The 14590-nt window shown below is 63.4% G+C and carries 15 protein-coding genes and 1 riboswitch; of the genes, 10 read left to right on the top strand and 5 right to left on the bottom strand.

Annotated features, from left to right (window positions below; all coding sequences use genetic code 11):
* Window positions 1–54: 54 nt before the first annotated feature.
* The gene (locus G8E10_RS12240) at window positions 55–540 is read left to right on the top strand and encodes a 6,7-dimethyl-8-ribityllumazine synthase (protein ID WP_110799240.1); all 486 of its coding nucleotides are present in this window, start codon (window positions 55–57) and stop codon (window positions 538–540) included.
* 69 nt (window positions 541–609) lie between these two features.
* Here G8E10_RS12240 and aqpZ read toward each other — a convergent pair whose 3' ends face one another.
* Window positions 610–1341: an aquaporin Z gene (aqpZ, locus tag G8E10_RS12235; RefSeq protein ID WP_167129208.1), complete on the bottom strand. Its 732-nt coding sequence runs from the start codon at window positions 1339–1341 to the stop codon at window positions 610–612.
* 392 nt (window positions 1342–1733) lie between these two features.
* Between aqpZ and msrA the strand changes: the two genes are divergently transcribed.
* From msrA to G8E10_RS12215, 4 genes are all read left to right on the top strand, one after another.
* Window positions 1734–2465: a peptide-methionine (S)-S-oxide reductase MsrA gene (msrA, locus tag G8E10_RS12230; protein ID WP_110728242.1), complete on the top strand. Its 732-nt coding sequence runs from the start codon at window positions 1734–1736 to the stop codon at window positions 2463–2465.
* A 170-nt stretch (window positions 2466–2635) separates the two neighbouring features.
* Window positions 2636–4813 (top strand): TonB-dependent siderophore receptor, encoded by a 2178-nt coding sequence (locus tag G8E10_RS12225; protein ID WP_167129206.1) that lies wholly within the window; start codon window positions 2636–2638, stop codon window positions 4811–4813.
* Window positions 4814–4819: 6 nt separating this feature from the next.
* Complete coding sequence (fhuF, locus tag G8E10_RS12220; RefSeq protein WP_167129204.1) at window positions 4820–5599, top strand: siderophore-iron reductase FhuF; 780 nt, start codon at window positions 4820–4822, stop codon at window positions 5597–5599.
* Between the two features lie 5 nt (window positions 5600–5604).
* Complete coding sequence (locus G8E10_RS12215; protein WP_167129202.1) at window positions 5605–6729, top strand: ABC transporter substrate-binding protein; 1125 nt, start codon at window positions 5605–5607, stop codon at window positions 6727–6729.
* Between the two features lie 78 nt (window positions 6730–6807).
* Here G8E10_RS12215 and G8E10_RS12210 read toward each other — a convergent pair whose 3' ends face one another.
* Window positions 6808–7311, bottom strand: a complete 504-nt coding sequence (locus G8E10_RS12210; RefSeq protein ID WP_110734053.1) for a YciE/YciF ferroxidase family protein — start codon at window positions 7309–7311, stop codon at window positions 6808–6810.
* Window positions 7312–7483: 172 nt separating this feature from the next.
* On the opposite strand from G8E10_RS12210, the gene G8E10_RS12205 reads away from it, so the two are divergent.
* The 4 genes from G8E10_RS12205 to G8E10_RS12190 all read left to right on the top strand — a co-directional run bounded on the left by G8E10_RS12205 (window position 7484) and on the right by G8E10_RS12190 (window position 10088).
* On the top strand, window positions 7484–8017 hold the full coding sequence (locus tag G8E10_RS12205) for a hypothetical protein (RefSeq protein ID WP_167129200.1): 534 nt from the start codon (window positions 7484–7486) through the stop codon (window positions 8015–8017).
* Between the two features lie 98 nt (window positions 8018–8115).
* Window positions 8116–8583, top strand: a complete 468-nt coding sequence (locus G8E10_RS12200) for an SRPBCC family protein (protein ID WP_281517540.1) — start codon at window positions 8116–8118, stop codon at window positions 8581–8583.
* Between the two features lie 50 nt (window positions 8584–8633).
* Window positions 8634–8897: riboswitch (cobalamin riboswitch) on the top strand.
* A gap of 49 nt (window positions 8898–8946) precedes the next feature.
* Complete coding sequence (locus tag G8E10_RS12195; protein ID WP_092984467.1) at window positions 8947–9123, top strand: CbtB domain-containing protein; 177 nt, start codon at window positions 8947–8949, stop codon at window positions 9121–9123.
* A 206-nt stretch (window positions 9124–9329) separates the two neighbouring features.
* Window positions 9330–10088: a CbtA family protein gene (locus G8E10_RS12190; RefSeq protein ID WP_167129195.1), complete on the top strand. Its 759-nt coding sequence runs from the start codon at window positions 9330–9332 to the stop codon at window positions 10086–10088.
* 47 nt (window positions 10089–10135) lie between these two features.
* Here G8E10_RS12190 and G8E10_RS12185 read toward each other — a convergent pair whose 3' ends face one another.
* The gene (locus G8E10_RS12185; RefSeq protein ID WP_167129193.1) at window positions 10136–11425 is read right to left on the bottom strand and encodes a glucoamylase family protein; all 1290 of its coding nucleotides are present in this window, start codon (window positions 11423–11425) and stop codon (window positions 10136–10138) included.
* Between the two features lie 236 nt (window positions 11426–11661).
* On the opposite strand from G8E10_RS12185, the gene G8E10_RS12180 reads away from it, so the two are divergent.
* Window positions 11662–12405 (top strand): DUF1194 domain-containing protein, encoded by a 744-nt coding sequence (locus G8E10_RS12180; RefSeq protein WP_281517539.1) that lies wholly within the window; start codon window positions 11662–11664, stop codon window positions 12403–12405.
* 6 nt (window positions 12406–12411) lie between these two features.
* Here G8E10_RS12180 and G8E10_RS12175 read toward each other — a convergent pair whose 3' ends face one another.
* Window positions 12412–13713 carry a flavin monoamine oxidase family protein gene (locus G8E10_RS12175; RefSeq protein WP_167129188.1) on the bottom strand — a complete coding sequence of 434 codons (1302 nt, stop codon included), beginning with the start codon at window positions 13711–13713 and terminating at the stop codon, window positions 12412–12414.
* 131 nt (window positions 13714–13844) lie between these two features.
* Complete coding sequence (locus G8E10_RS12170; protein WP_110799252.1) at window positions 13845–14585, bottom strand: aspartate/glutamate racemase family protein; 741 nt, start codon at window positions 14583–14585, stop codon at window positions 13845–13847.
* Between the last annotated feature and the right edge of the window lie 5 nt (window positions 14586–14590).

Here is a 14590-nt window from a genome sequence, read left to right as displayed (position 1 = left end):
GCGTGTTCGCCCAAGGGATCCCGTCGAACGGCTAACCCTTGAAAGGCCACTTGCATGACCATCGCATCCCACCCCTCACAGAAAATCGCTATCATCCGCGCGCGCTGGCATTCCGCTATCGTCGATCAGTGCGTCAACGCGTTTGCCGCCCGCTGGCAGGAACTCGGCGGCAATGCTGCGGATATCGAGATCTTCGACGTGCCCGGCGCGCTCGAAATCCCGCTTCACGCCCAGACGCTGGCAAAGACCGGCCGCTTCTCGGCCATCCTCGGCACGGCCTTCGTGGTCGATGGCGGCATCTACCGCCACGACTTCGTCGCCTCCACCGTGCTCGACGGCATGGTGCGCGTCTCGCTCGACACCGGCGTTCCCGTCCTCTCCGCCGTCCTGACACCGCATCACTTCCAGGAATCGGAAGCCCACATCCGCTTCTTCACGGATCACTTCGTGATCAAGGGCGCGGAAGCAGCCAACGCCGCCCGACAGCTGCTGGCAGCCCGCGCGGAGATCGCACTCGTTCCGGCAGCAGCAACCGCCTGACAAGACGAAGGCCCGCTGCCGTAATGGCAGCGGGCCCCAAGCACTATCTCGTCTTCACACGGCCTGTCGTCAGGCGCCGGACTTTCCGGCTTCGCGGCCGATTCCCCGCGGCGACTCGCCGGGCGACAGAACGAATCTCCAGATCAACGCGCCGATCGCCGCGCCGACCAGAGGCGCAAACCAGAAGACCCACAGCTGGTTCGTTGCGCCGTTCTCGGCGAAGAACGCGACGGCGGTCGAGCGTGCGGGATTGACCGACGTATTGGTCACCGGAATGGAGATCAGATGGATCAGCGTCAGCCCGAGCCCGATAGAGATCGGGGCGAAGCCGGCAGGCGCCGCCCGCGCCGTGGCGCCCAGGATGATGATGAGGAATGCCGCCGTCAGGACGATCTCGACCACCAATGCCGCGAACAGGCTATAGCCCCCCGGTGAGTTTGCCCCAAAACCGTTCGATGCGAACCCGCCGGCAATGAAATCCGGCTTTCCCGCCGCGATCGCGTACAGCACGGCGGCTCCGGCCACGCCCCCGATGACCTGGGCAAGCCAGTAGGGCAGGATTTCCTTCCAGCTAAACCGTCCGGCGATGGCGAGACCGAGCGAAACGGCAGGATTGAAATGCCCGCCTGAAATGCCGCCGACCGCATAGGCCATGGTCATCACGGTCAACCCGAAAGCCAGGGATACGCCGACGAAACCGATGCCGAGTGCCGGGAAGCCCGCAGCAAGCACCGCGCTACCGCAACCGCCGAAGACCAGCCAGAATGTGCCGAAAAGTTCGGCCGCAAGTTTTCTACTCATGAAAGATAGCCCCTTCTGAAATCAAATGTCGCAGAACGAGGACATGCCTCTCCTCCCACCGACAGCACAGATCTGTCTCCAACGCATAGATTTAGCAACCAATAATTTAGAGGAAATCGTAATTTGGTTGCAAATTCTTGCATGAACGCGCCGCCGCAAGCGATTCGAATGACTCGGCTATTCCGGCTCGTTCATGTATCCGTTCAAGACGCAAAAGGACGGAGATCGGCGTATCGACAGCTCCCATCGTCATCATGTCTCGCGTACCGGAAAACTACACGAAAACGCGATTTGACGCCGGACAAGGATCGGCTCACTGTCGGCGCAGACTTCCAAAACGTCACGGCGCGTCGCCAGGCGCTTAAGCCATCCGCGCCCTCAGGGATTGCCGTATGTCGAAAACCTCCCGTTCCAATCTCCGCCGCAACCTGACAGGCGGCGTTCTCGGCGCCTTCGCGCTGACGGCCCTCATCATCGCCGTCACGGCCGTCCGCGCCGGTGCCGCTGAAGAGGCCGTGGTCATTCCACCGCCGAGCATCGATGAGACCACGTCTGCCAAGACCGAAAAGGCCGTCTTTGCCGGCGGCTGTTTTTGGGGTGTGCAAGGCGTCTTCCAGCACGTAAAGGGCGTGACCAACGCCGTCTCCGGCTATTCCGGCGGCGCGAAGGAAACGGCGTCATACGAGACCGTCAGCGGCGGCAAGACCGGTCATGCGGAAGCCGTCGAGGTGACCTATGATCCCTCGCAGGTCAGCTACGGCCAGTTACTCCAGATCTTCTTCTCGGTCGCGCACAATCCGACGCAGCTGAACTATCAGGGCCCCGATCACGGCACGCAGTATCGCTCGGCCATCTTCACGCTCAGCCCCGAGCAGAAGAAGGTTGCGGACGCCTATGTCGCACAGCTCGACAAGGCAAAGGTCTTTCCGGACAAGGTCGTGACGGAGGTTGCCGACCTGAAGGGCTTCTACACGGCCGAGGCCTATCATCAGGACTTTCTGACGCTCAACCCGGATTATCCCTACATCGTCTACAACGACCTGCCGAAGATCGAGAACCTCAAAACTGTGTTCCCGAAGACCTATCGCGACAAGCCGGCACTGGTCTCGCAAGCCAAGGGCTGAACGGCTCTTAGGAACGGCTGCCGGTGCTCGTGCCACGGCGGTTCCCCGTAAGCCGAGCGTTGCGAAATTCCCACAGCCATAAAACATGATCGGAATAATCATGTTTTATGGCTGTCTTTGCGGCAGAATCTTGATAGTGAAAATCATCTTTTCACCGAGAGATAGTTCGCATGCCACGCCGTTTCCCGCTTCGCTCAGCCCTCGTCACCAGCACCTCCATCCTGGCGCTCGCCTTGCCTCTGACGGGCACGGCTGCCTTGGCGCAGGACGCAGCAACGGGCGCGCCGACAGTGCTTGAGGAAATCGTCGTCACTGGCGGCAGCGGCGGCGTCATCACGGGCGAAGGCTATGTCGGCACGGCGAGCGCCACCGGCGCGAAGACGGACACGCCCTTCCTCCAGACCCCGCAATCCATCTCCTCGGTCACGGACGCGCAACTTGAAGACCGCAATCCGCAGTCGCTTCAGGAAACCCTTGCCTACACGCCCGGCACGCGCGTCGGCGCCTTCGGTTTCGATCCGCGTTTCGACAGCTTTTCCGTCCGTGGCTTCGATGTCACCTATACCGGCATCTTCCGCGACAACCTGCGCCAGCCGGGCGCGGGCTCCTCGCTCTTCAAGACGGAACCCTATGGGCTCGAAGGCGTCTCGATCCTCCGTGGCCCCTCCTCCGCACTCTACGGCGCATCCGGCGCCGGCGGGCTCTACAACCTGATTACCAAGCGCCCGACGATCGAGCCGCTGCGCGAGGTCGAGCTGCAATATGGCACGAACCAGCGCTATCAGGGCCAGTTCGATCTCTCCGGTCCGATCAACGAAACCGACCCGATCTACTACCGCCTGACCGGTCTGCTGCGCGATGCCGATACCGAACAGGTCTCCGTTTCCGACGATCGCGCCTATATCGCCCCCGCGATCACATGGAAGCCGGACGAGGACACCAAGCTCACCATTCTCGGCGAGTATTCCCGCACGAAATCGGGCGGCACGGCCGCCTATTACAACGATCCGCTGACCGGCAAAGTCACCGACATCTTCGGCGGCAATCCGGATTTCAACGATTCCGTCCAGAAGCAGGCGCGGATCGGCTACGAGTTCGAGCACCGGCTGAACGACGTCTTCGTCTTCCGCCAGAACGCCCGCCTCTCGACCCTCAACATCGATGCCGATTACGCCTTCGCCTATGCGCCCAACGCGCTCGACCCGACCTTGCTCGACAGCAGCGCCGGCACCTTCGACGAGCGCCTGACGGCCGGCGTTATCGACAACCAGATCGAGGCGAAGTTCGCGACCGGCGCGTTCGATCATACGCTCCTCTTCGGCCTCGACTTCCAGAAGCTGCGCTACCGCTCGCTCGATGGCACCGGAACGGCACCGCCGCTCGACACCGCCAACCCGAATGCCGGGCGCGATGTGGACCCGATCCCCTTCTCCACCCGAACCGTTCAGGACCAGTGGCAGATCGGCACCTATGTACAGGACCAGATCCGCTACGACGCCTGGACACTGACGCTCGGCGGCCGCTACGACTGGGTCAATACGGACACCGACGACACGGTGCTGGCGAGCGGCGACACGACCACGACGTCGCAGCGCGACAAGGCGTTTTCCGGCCGAATCGGCCTGACCTACGAGACCGATTTCGGCCTCGCGCCTTATCTCAGCTACTCCACCGCCTTCTCGCCCAATGCCGGCATCAATCAGGAAACGCGCCGGCCCTTCGACCCGACGGAGAGCCAGCAGCAGGAAATCGGCGTGAAATATCTGCTGCCCGACAGCAACACGCTCCTGACCGCCGCCCTCTTCAACATCGATCAGGATAACGGCCTCTATTACGAAGTCGTCAACCTGCCGACGGGCCCTGAAAATATCCAGGTCCAGCGCGGCAAGCTGCGGTCGCGTGGGCTGGAGCTGGAGGCGACGACCAGCCTCGACAACGGCCTCTCGCTGACGGCGTCCTACACCTACACGCATATGAAGATCATCGAGGGGCCGGCGGATAGCCAAGGCAATTTCGTCTCTTCAGTGCCGTTGCACATGGCCTCGGTCTGGGCGAACTACGACATGCCGGAAGATACGTTCGCACATGGGCTGGGCGTCGGCGCTGGCGCGCGCTTCATCGGCTCGAGCTTCGGCAACGACACCAACACGGTGAAAAATTCGTCGCGGGTTCTGTTCGATGCCGCCGTCCACTACGATTTCGCCGCAATCGACAAGAAATACGAGGGGCTGAAGCTGCAGGTCAACGCCACCAATCTTTTCGACCGGCGCGATGCCGTATGCTCGGGCGGTTTCTGCTATCGTGATCAGGGCCGCACCGTCATCGGCTCGCTGAAATACAGCTGGTAGGCCCGGATGATCCCGACCCCTCCCTCTTCGCCAAACGATGCCTTCCGGCCACCGGAACTGAAATCCGTGTTCACCGGCGAGCATGCCTGGTGCGGCGAAAAGATGATGCTGTCGCGGGATCTGGAAGGTGCGCTGCCCCTTGCCGGATTCTTTTCGTCTCCGGCCTTCACCGAAGCGCTCGATCGCTATGCGCAAACCCATGGCGGTAGCGACCGGCGGGCGATCGCATCCATGTGGTCGCTCTACTACTTCGCCGGACTGACGATCCCCTTCATCGTCGCGCGCCGGGCCGATTACGTCCTGCCGGTCGATCTCACCAGCATGACGATCGCGCTCGCCGAAGACGGCCTGCCGCGGGCCTTCGGGCTGGAAACCGAAGGCGACTGGCGCGAGGCCGATGCAGCGGACGGCGCGGATGGCTATGTCGTGCCTCTGGTCCATCGGCATCTCGCCACCGTGGTCGCGGCCATGAAAGCCGCCGCCGGTCTGGCGCCGAAACTCGCCTGGAACAATGCGGCCGTCTACATCGACTACGCGTTCAACGCCACGGCCCCGACGAGCGGCAGCGACGCGTGGGCCTCCCGCCCGCTGTTCGAGCAGCCGGTCCTTGCCGATGGCACGGCGAACCCCTTTCGCGGCTGTCTGCGGCATGAACCCGTGGGCGACGAGACCGTCTGTCGCCGCAAGGTCTGCTGCCTGCGCTACCTCCTCCCCGGCATTCCGAGCTGTGGCGCGCTCTGCGCCTTGCCCGCCCAGCGTGGCGAAGGCCCGCAAAAAGGACACTGAGACCGATGCTTTCCCGCCGCCTGTTCGCCGTTCTCGTCTGTCTTCTCTTGGCTCTGGGTGCTCTCTCGGCCGGCACGGCAAGCGCGTCCACCTATCCATTGACGGTCACCGATTCCATCGGGCGCACCGTGACGATCAAAGAGAAGCCGAAGGCGATCCTGCTCGGCAGCGGCTTCAACCTCGTCGCTCTCTCGCTCATCCATCCGGATCCGGTCAGCCTGCTTGTGGGCTGGTCGGGCGACATGAAGGGCGATAACCCGGAAATCTATGCCGCTTTCGAGAAGCGGTTTCCTGATATTGCAAAGCTTACGACAATCGGCGACGGAACGGGCGACGGCCTGTCCTTCGAGACGATCCTGTCGCTGAAGGCCGATCTCGCGATCATGGCGAACTGGCAGGCCGATACCGAACTCGGCAAGCGCGCCATCGACTATCTGGAAAGCACGGGCGTCCCCGTCATCGTGGTCGATTTCAACAGCGATGCGCTGAAGAACACGCCCTCCGCCATGCGCCTGCTGGGCACCGTGCTCGACCGCGAGGCACAGGCCGAAGATTTCGCGACCTTCTACGAGACGCATCTGCAGCGCATCCGCGACCGGGTGGCACAAGCGACCGCGCCCGGCCCGACGGTCTTGATGGATGCCTTCCCCAACCCGGATAAGTGCTGCTACGCCTATGGCACCGGCGGTCTCGGCGCCTTCATCGGCCTTACCGGCAGCCGGAACATCGCGGAGGGCAACCTGCCCGCCCAGGGCGGCATCGTCAGCACGGAATATCTGATCGGCGCCGACCCCGAGGTCTATATCGCCACCGGCTCCCCCGGCGGCACCTACAGCACCTTTTCCATCGGCCCCGGCGTGGCGGATGAGGAAGCAAGACGCACGCTGGCGCAGGTCGTCACCTCTCCCATCCTCGCCAACCTCAAGGGCGTACGCGACAAACGCGTGCATGGTCTGTGGAATTTCTTCAACGCGGTGCCGCTCAACATTCTGGCAGCAGAAGCCTTCGCCCACTGGCTTCGGCCCGATCTCTTCGCCGATCTCGACCCCAAGGCGACGCTTGCCGAGATCAACACACGCTTCGCCGCAGTCCCGTTCGAAGGCGCCTACTGGATCAGCCTCACGGAATAACGCGGCTTTTGCCGACATGAGAACGCCGGCGCGGAGTGATCCGGCCGGCGTTCTCATTCGTGGCGATCAGCCTGAAGCTCAGGCAGCCTTCGCCTTGACCATGGCGCTGGCGTTGACGGCCTTGGACAGCTTCGTCAGGTCGGCGTCGGTCTTTTCTTCCTGCTTCAGCGTCTCGTCGAGCAGCTTCACGGCTTCGTCGAGACCGAGCAGGCCGGCCCAGGTCTTCAGCGTGCCGTAGCGCGCCATTTCGTAGTGCTCGACGGCCTGCGCCGTGGCCAGCAGACCGGCATCGACGGCCGGGGAACCCTTGAATTCCTCAAGAACTTCCTCGCCTTCTTCGATGATGCCTTCGATGGCGGCACAGGTCTTGCCGGTGGCGCGCTTACCGAAGATTTCAAAAACCTGCTGGAGGCGTTCGATCTGGCCTTCGGTTTCTTCGCGGTGCTTTTCGAAAGCGGCCTTCAGGTCCGGGCTCTGCGCGCCGCGGGCCATCTTCGGCAGCGTCTTCGCAATCTTCTTTTCGGCGTAGTAGACATCCTTGAGCATGTCGTGGAACAGATCCTCGAGTGCTTTTCCTGCCATTGTTCTATCCTTTCACGGGTCCGCGGGACAGGTTTGTCGCCGCGATGGTTCAAACGGTGTTTCTGCGGCTGAGGAACTTGGCGATCTCACCTTTGTTCCCCTTTTGATTCACCGCATGCGCTTTCAACCCGGCCGTGTCGTCCCTATATATAGATACATGGGGAGGCAGTTCATGCTTTGGATTTCGCTCGCGATCGCGAGCCTTGTGGTCGTCGCGCTTGCCGTCTGGGACCAGCGGTTTCGCAAGATGGCCGAGCCGGCACTTTCGGTGCTCGTCGCTGTCGGCCTCATCAGTGCCTTCGTCGTATGGTGGACCGATGACAATGCCCGGCCGCCCGAGCCTCTGTCGCCGGTTACCGCAAATCAGTCTTTCGCCACGATTGCGGAAAACCAGGTCCGGCTGGAAAACCTTCAGTTCGAAAAGAGCACACCCGCGAGCAGCTATGTGGTGACCGGCACGGTCCACAATGACAGCACCGCCTTCCTCGACTATTTCACCCTCGACGTCACGCTCGACGATTGCCCGTCCAGCGCCTGCCGCACGATCGGTCGCGACGACGCGCTGATCATCGCCCGCATCCCGCCGGGTCACTCCGCCCCGCTCCGCACCTCTCTCGTCTTCCCGGCACCACGCACCGGCCCGCCCGAGGCTCCGCAGTGGACCACCGCGATCGTCAAGATCCAGTCCTCTCCCGCCGGTCCGTAACCGGTGTTCGAAGCCGATCGCAAAGGCCTCGACAGTCGGCGCCGGATGACGGAAACTCGGCAAAGCAGACGAGCCGCCTCAGGACAATGCCTATGCCAATGACAGAACCCACCGACGATCGCGACCTCGTCATCACCCGCCACATCGATGTCACGCCGAACGCGCTGTTCCGCTGCTGGACGGAGCCTGCTCTTCTCCAGCAATGGTTCGTGCCGAAACCGTGGACGATCGCGACGGCGGAGGTCGATTTGCGCGTCGGCGGCTCGAACCTCATCGTCATGAAGAGCCCGGAAGGTGAGGAAATGCCCAATCGCGGCGTCTATCTCGACATCGTGCAGGATCGGAAGATCGTCTTCACCGACGCCTACATCCACGCATGGACGCCGTCGGAAAAGCCCTTCATGACCGGCATCATCACCTTCGAACCGGAGGATGGCGGCACATGCTACACGGCCCGCGTTCGCCACTGGACGAAGACCGACCGCGATGCGCATGAGCAGATGGGCTTTCACGAGGGATGGAACCAGTGCGCCGACCAGCTCGCGGCCCTTGCCGCCACCCTTTGATCTGAGCGACAGGCGAGCCAGGCCGATTGACAGCCGTTCCGCACGCGTCATAGTGATGCTCATCAATAGGTTCTCCGGATGCCACACCATCCGGGGAGTAAATGGGAACGTGACGGGTGGACCCAGTGCGGCACCTCAATCACGGCCGACCCCGCGACTGTAGAGCGGTCAGGGTCTTTCATGCCGGGCAACCGGTAGAAGCCACTGTGGTGACGGGGATATCCCCGATCTGCGGGAAGGCGAGAAAGATCCGACGATGCCAGCCGGCATCAGACGCCGCGAGCCAGGAAACCTGCCGATTGATGTCGGGCATTTCGCCCAAATGAGTGGGACACGTCCCACGTTGCCATCACGGAGGTTGTCATGGCTGTTACCAACGCATCCGGCGTTTCGCTTTCTCTCAATGACCGCATGATCGCGGGTCTCCTTTCCCTTTGCATCGGGGCGTTCCTCGTGTTCGGAGCCGGTCTGGCCAATTCGGCCGTGCTGCACGACACCGCGCACGACGTACGCCACTCGTTCGGCTTTCCCTGCCACTAGAGTAAACAGGCCCGATCTCTCAAGCGACAGGCGAACGCAAGCCCCGTGACCGGGCCTTGCGTTGCTGACGCCTGCATGCCCGACGCGACCGCCTCTGTGCGACCGCGCCGGTCGCGCTGCGCATCGTCGTGCCGATGGATCGGATCATTCCACACATGCACAGGACGAGGGCACGCCGATAAGGCGTTGCTCCGAAAGGTATAACCATGATCGTCAAGACACTTCTGGCCGCCATCTGCGCCGGCCTCATCGCGGGCCTCTTCATGACCGCCGCGCAAGAACTCCGCGTCGTGCCCCTGATCCTCCACGCGGAAACCTATGAAGGCGAACCTGCCCCCGAAACACCGACGGCACACGAGCATTCCTCGCGCGAATCGAGATCGCTCCTCCAGTCCCTCGCATCCGCGCTTCAGCCGGTAACGCCGGCCTATGCCCATGATGGCGAGGCGCACGAGGATGGCGGCATCATGTTCGGCTTGAGCCGTTTCTCCGGGACGCTGATGGCCAATCTGGTGACGGGCGCCGGCTTCGGGCTGCTTCTGGGCGGCATCGGCGTTCTCACCGGCAGCCCGCCGACCTTGCGCACCGGCCTCACCTGGGGTGCCCTCGGCTGGCTCTCGGTCCACATGCTTCCGGCTCTCGGCCTTCCGCCCGAACTGCCCGGCTTCCCCGCCGCGGACCTCGGCGATCGCCAGACGTGGTGGCTTGTCACCACGGCGCTCTCGGCCCTCGGTCTCGGCCTGGTCGCGCTGCGGCCGGAGATCGTGGCGAAGGGTGCAGGATTTGTCCTCCTCGCTTTGCCCCACATCTACGGCGCGCCCCAGCCCGGCGATATCGCGAGCTCGGTTCCCGCCGTTCTCGGCGCGGAATTCGCAGTTGCGGCACTGGCAACGACGCTGGCCTTCTGGCTCGTCCTCGGCATCGTCTCCGGCGCCATCAACGACCGCTTTCTCAAGACGGCGTGACAGACATGCGGCCCGCTTACCCGGTGGGCCGCATTATCATATGGAACTTACAACCACCCACCCGCAAAACCGGCGCGCTTCAGCCCGCGCCGGATCGGAACCGACTGGCGCAGCAGGTTCCAGAAGAAGCCGGTCCTGTGGTTCTCGATCATCATCAGCAGAATGCCCTGGTCGAGCCCGATCCGCCGCGTGTTCATCCAGCCCTCCGCCGTGCGGGCCGGTACGCTCGGATTGAAGCTGCCGATGAACCCGTCTTCCTCGACCACACCCGGATAGGTCTCGAGGATATGCCGCGTCGCGGAAAGCGCCGCTTTTTCGTCGAACGGCAGGCAGGAAAGGGGCGCCCAGGGCGCCAGTGTCCCGTCATCCGGGCCGAACGGCGCGCCACGCGCGGCATAGCCCGAAAAATTCTGCTGGCGACCATCCCGCAAACGCCGCGAACGCTCAGGCCCGTCGCAGGCGGTCAGCCCCCAGCAATCCGCGCCGTAGCCCACAAAGGAGTGCGGGTTTCGCTCCGCGTAGTCACGCTGCAGATCGATGGCGAGGCGGGTATTCTGGAAGTAATCGCTGTCATGCTCCACCATTGCCGCATCACGGATGCCCCGGAAGTCGATCCAGGCATGGGAGAACAAATGGATGAACAGCGGTCCTGCATAGAGGAACGGCTTGCCCAGAGCCTCCTTCCAGTCGCACTGGTTGCCGAAGGCGAAATAGCTCTTGGCCGGGATCGGGTAGGACGGCGAGGACAGCGCCAGCGTGTACAAAATGACCGCCTCGCTATACCCATGCCAGCGATAGGGAAGGAAACCGCTGCGCGGCTTCCAGCCAAGCGCCAGCGTATCCTGCTCGTCCAGCGCCCAGGCCCAGTTGGCACGGGCATAGACCATATCGGCAATATCCCGGATTTCCTTTTCCGCCGGCGTGTTCTCTGAGAAATACGTACCGACCGTGATGGCGCCGGCGATCAGCAGCGCGCTGTCGATCAGCGAGATCTCGCTCCGCCACGCCCGACGTCCGGTCTTCATGTCCAGGAAGTGGTAGTAGAGCCCCTTATAGCCGGTGGCCAGCGTGTCGCGGCTCTGCTCGCTATCGCGCAGGAAGCGCAACGTTTTCAGCGCCCGCTGCGCCGCATCCTCACGGGACAGCCAGTCGCGCTCGACACCGACGGGCAGCGCCGACAGGCCGAAGCCGGTCGCGGCGATGCTGGCCGGCGAGCCTTCCTGCGAGCTGTCGGCAACGAGACCCGTTTCCGGATGCGTATACCGCATGAAGTACCGAAACGCGCCCAGCTGGAATCTGTCGATCAGCCCGGCGTCGGTCGTATCCTTGAAAAGCATTGCAACTCCTCGCGAGCGGTCACGCGGCGCGTGTCTCGTCTCTCATACCCAGAAATTCTTATCCTCACCGAGTGTTGAAGTCCTGCAGCCGCTTACCGGTCGCCGCCATCACCCGTTGTGTTAATGTTCGCCTCTACGGTGCGAAGCGGGGATTGGATGACATGATCTTGGCGGGAATTGCATTGCTGATGGGCCTTTCCAGTCAAGGGCTCCCATCCGCCGCTTCCACAACCGACATGACCCACATAACGACCATCGCGGCGCTTGGGCGCCGAGACGTGGATGTCGAGCTGGTTCTTGCCGTCGACATGTCGGGATCGATGGATCTGGAGGAAGCCCGCATCCAGCGCGCCGGCTATCTCGACGCCTTGCGCCACAAGGAATTCATCGACGCCGTTCGCGGCGGGCTGATCGGCGAGATAGCCATCAGCTATTTCGAGTGGGCCGGCAGCGTCAACGAAAGCTCGCGCGTGGACTGGCACCTGATTTCCAGCGCCGAGGACGCTGCCGCCTTTGCAGACGAGATCGCCGCCCGGCCCGTCACCACCCGCCGTGGCACCTCGATTTCCAATGCGCTGACCTACGCCACGGGGATGATCGACACAAATGCCTTCAACGGCCAGCGCCGCGTCATCGATGTTTCAGGCGACGGTCCCAACAATCTCGGTCCGCCGGTTCTGCCCGCCCGGGACATGGCGGTTCGCAGCGGAATCATCGTCAACGGCCTCGCCATCATCATCCGCCCGACCGGCGTCGGCGTCCGGCTCGACCGCTATTACGGCGACTGCGTCATCGGCGGCCCCGGCGCTTTCGTACTGCCGATCCACAATCCGGAAGACTTCGGCGTCGCCATCCGGCAGAAGCTCGTGATGGAGGTCAGCGGGCGTCAGCCGCGGCTTCGTCCCATCCCAGTTGCCAGTCCCTCTGCGGTGGATTGCCTGATCGGTGAAAAGCTGCGCCCCGGCTTCTTCGACAGATAAGACGCGTCAGTTCGCCTGCTTCAAACGCCCTCCACTCTCCTTGTCTTCGATCGCCAGCGCATCCGCAATGCGCTCCGCTGCAAGCCGTCCGGCCACGATCGCTCCCTCGATATAGGTCGGGAAGGCCGGAGAGAGCTCGGAACTCGCAAACGCAACGCGGCCGACGCCCTGCCGCAGAAGCGTCTCTGCATCGTGGGCGGCAAAATCGACGATCACATCGCTATATCCGCCAGCGCTCCAGCGGTCGTCCGTCCAGTCGTGAAGGATGAATTCGACAGGCTCCGGCGCTTCCGTGCCCAGCAATGCGCCCATGCGCTCGCGCACCGTCCGCTCGATGAACGCCGCGCCCCGCACCCGCCAGTCGAGGGCCAGCGGACCGCCGACGAAAACCACGAAGGCAGCATGTTCCGCGTCCTGGCTGACGTCGAACGCATAGAGCCCGCTGACACCCTCCCATGAGACGCCAGAGGACACGGACGGCGACCAGAACCGTTCGGAATAGCGCAGCAGGATCTTGATCACGGCCCCGCTCCGCCAGCAGCCGAGCGCCCGGGCAAGCGGCTCCGGCAGCGGCGGATGCTGGATGATATCGCGCGCGCGCACCGGCGGCACGGCAACGAGCACATGTCGCGCGGTCAGCTGCCATTTGGCTGTTTCTACGACGACATGATGCTCATCCCGGTGAATGGAGGCGACAGGCGTTGACGGAAAGACGTGCGGACGCAGGCGCGCGGCCATGGCATCGGCCAGCGAGGCGGCGCTGTCCTTCAGGAAATATTGCAGCTCGGACACTTCGGCCGTATTCCGACGATCGCTGTCGACGAGATACCAGAAGGGGATGATATCGGCCGGGAGGCACCAGAGCCCGTGCACCATGCTGAGAAATTCCCGCTTCGCCTCCTCCGTCGCATCCTGTTCGTCCAGCCAGTCGGCAATGGACAGGCCGGCCAGTGCGGGGTCGGCCGGATCAGCGGCCTCCATTCTTGCATAGAGGGGATTGTCGCGGTGCGACGCACGTCTCGAAGGTGTCGCCGATACCGTCTTCGCAGTACCTTTCCAACGGCTCTCGACGATCTCCAGCCGGGCCTCCCGTACGAGCGCCATCACCTCCGGCATGTCGTCGCAGATGAACTGCCCGCCGGCATCCCGCCGCGTCCCATCCGATGTCTCGAATGAGCGGACACGCCCTCCGACCTCGGCGCGAGCCTCCAGAACGACGACCGACAGCCCGCGATCCACCAGCGTCTGCGCAGCCGCCAGCCCCGTAAAGCCGGCACCGACCACGATCACATCCGCATCCCGTTCCATGCCGCGCCTCTTTTCCGCCTGAGGACCACAGGTCCGGTCCTTCGTTCGGACAATATAGAAAGAACGGCGCGAAAGAATATGCGGCGCGTGGGTTTGTCGGATGGGCTTTACGGCCCTGAAGATCGGGACGATCAGACAGACGCCGCGGGTGCAAAACCACTGAGCATCCCGGAATAGGGCTTCGCCAAGGGTGCAGCGTAAGAGCCGCGCTTGCTGGTCGTCAGCCGCTGGGCGATCAGCGCCTCGGCCTGCTTGACGGCAGCCGAAACACCGTCGACCACCGGCACACGATAAATGGATTGTAGCTCGTAGGCGAGATCTGCCATTCCCGCACAGCCGAGCACGATGGCCTCGGCGCCGTCTTCGGCAAGCGCCCTTTCGATCTGGTGGCGGAGCTTGTCGAGAGCACCCGAGCCCTCCTTCTCCAGGTCGAGCACGGGAATATCGGCCGCGCGAACCTTGGCACGCCCCCCGAAGCCATAATGACGCGTCAGGTTCTCGAGCAGCACGCGGGAGCGCTCCAGCGTGGTGACGACGGTGAAGCGTTGCGCGAGGAAGCCGGCCGTGACCAGCGCGCTTTCGCAGAGCCCGAGCACGGGAATGGAGGCGAGCGACCGGGCGGCGTCGAGCCCCGTATCGTCGAAACAGGCGATGACGGCGGCTTGCGCGCCGGCCGCCTCGCCCTCCCGGATCGCATCGAGCAGGCCCGGCAGAGCGAGCGCGCCGTCATAATGTCCCTCGATCGAGGCGGGCCCCATCGCGGCCGTGGCGGCGATGATCTCCGTGCCGGTGGCAGCGACGAGGCGGGCCGCCTCGGCCGCCTTTTCGGTCATGGAAATGGTGGTGTTCGGATTGACGACGAGGATGCGCATGCGAG

The organism is Ferranicluibacter rubi (genome assembly GCF_011603255.1).
Lineage (GTDB): Bacteria > Pseudomonadota > Alphaproteobacteria > Rhizobiales > Rhizobiaceae > Ferranicluibacter > Ferranicluibacter rubi.
This window is presented reverse-complemented; position numbering and strand designations above follow the sequence as displayed.

Bases quoted from the DNA above. Each gene is read 5' to 3' on its own strand.
- G8E10_RS12205 (WP_167129200.1), top strand. From the start codon at position 7,484: ATGCTTTGGATTTCGCTCGCGATCGCGAGCCTTGTGGTCGTCGCGCTT.
- G8E10_RS12200 (WP_281517540.1), top strand. From the start codon at position 8,116: ATGACAGAACCCACCGACGATCGCGACCTCGTCATCACCCGCCACATC.
- G8E10_RS12195 (WP_092984467.1), top strand. From the start codon at position 8,947: ATGGCTGTTACCAACGCATCCGGCGTTTCGCTTTCTCTCAATGACCGC.
- G8E10_RS12175 (WP_167129188.1), bottom strand. From the start codon at position 13,713: ATGGAACGGGATGCGGATGTGATCGTGGTCGGTGCCGGCTTTACGGGG.
- G8E10_RS12225 (WP_167129206.1), top strand. From the start codon at position 2,636: ATGCCACGCCGTTTCCCGCTTCGCTCAGCCCTCGTCACCAGCACCTCC.
- G8E10_RS12185 (WP_167129193.1), bottom strand. From the start codon at position 11,425: ATGCTTTTCAAGGATACGACCGACGCCGGGCTGATCGACAGATTCCAG.
- G8E10_RS12210 (WP_110734053.1), bottom strand. From the start codon at position 7,311: ATGGCAGGAAAAGCACTCGAGGATCTGTTCCACGACATGCTCAAGGAT.
- G8E10_RS12190 (WP_167129195.1), top strand. From the start codon at position 9,330: ATGATCGTCAAGACACTTCTGGCCGCCATCTGCGCCGGCCTCATCGCG.
- G8E10_RS12180 (WP_281517539.1), top strand. From the start codon at position 11,662: ATGACCCACATAACGACCATCGCGGCGCTTGGGCGCCGAGACGTGGAT.
- G8E10_RS12215 (WP_167129202.1), top strand. From the start codon at position 5,605: ATGCTTTCCCGCCGCCTGTTCGCCGTTCTCGTCTGTCTTCTCTTGGCT.
- msrA (WP_110728242.1), top strand. From the start codon at position 1,734: ATGTCGAAAACCTCCCGTTCCAATCTCCGCCGCAACCTGACAGGCGGC.
- G8E10_RS12240 (WP_110799240.1), top strand. From the start codon at position 55: ATGACCATCGCATCCCACCCCTCACAGAAAATCGCTATCATCCGCGCG.
- G8E10_RS12170 (WP_110799252.1), bottom strand. From the start codon at position 14,585: ATGCGCATCCTCGTCGTCAATCCGAACACCACCATTTCCATGACCGAA.
- aqpZ (WP_167129208.1), bottom strand. From the start codon at position 1,341: ATGAGTAGAAAACTTGCGGCCGAACTTTTCGGCACATTCTGGCTGGTC.
- fhuF (WP_167129204.1), top strand. From the start codon at position 4,820: ATGATCCCGACCCCTCCCTCTTCGCCAAACGATGCCTTCCGGCCACCG.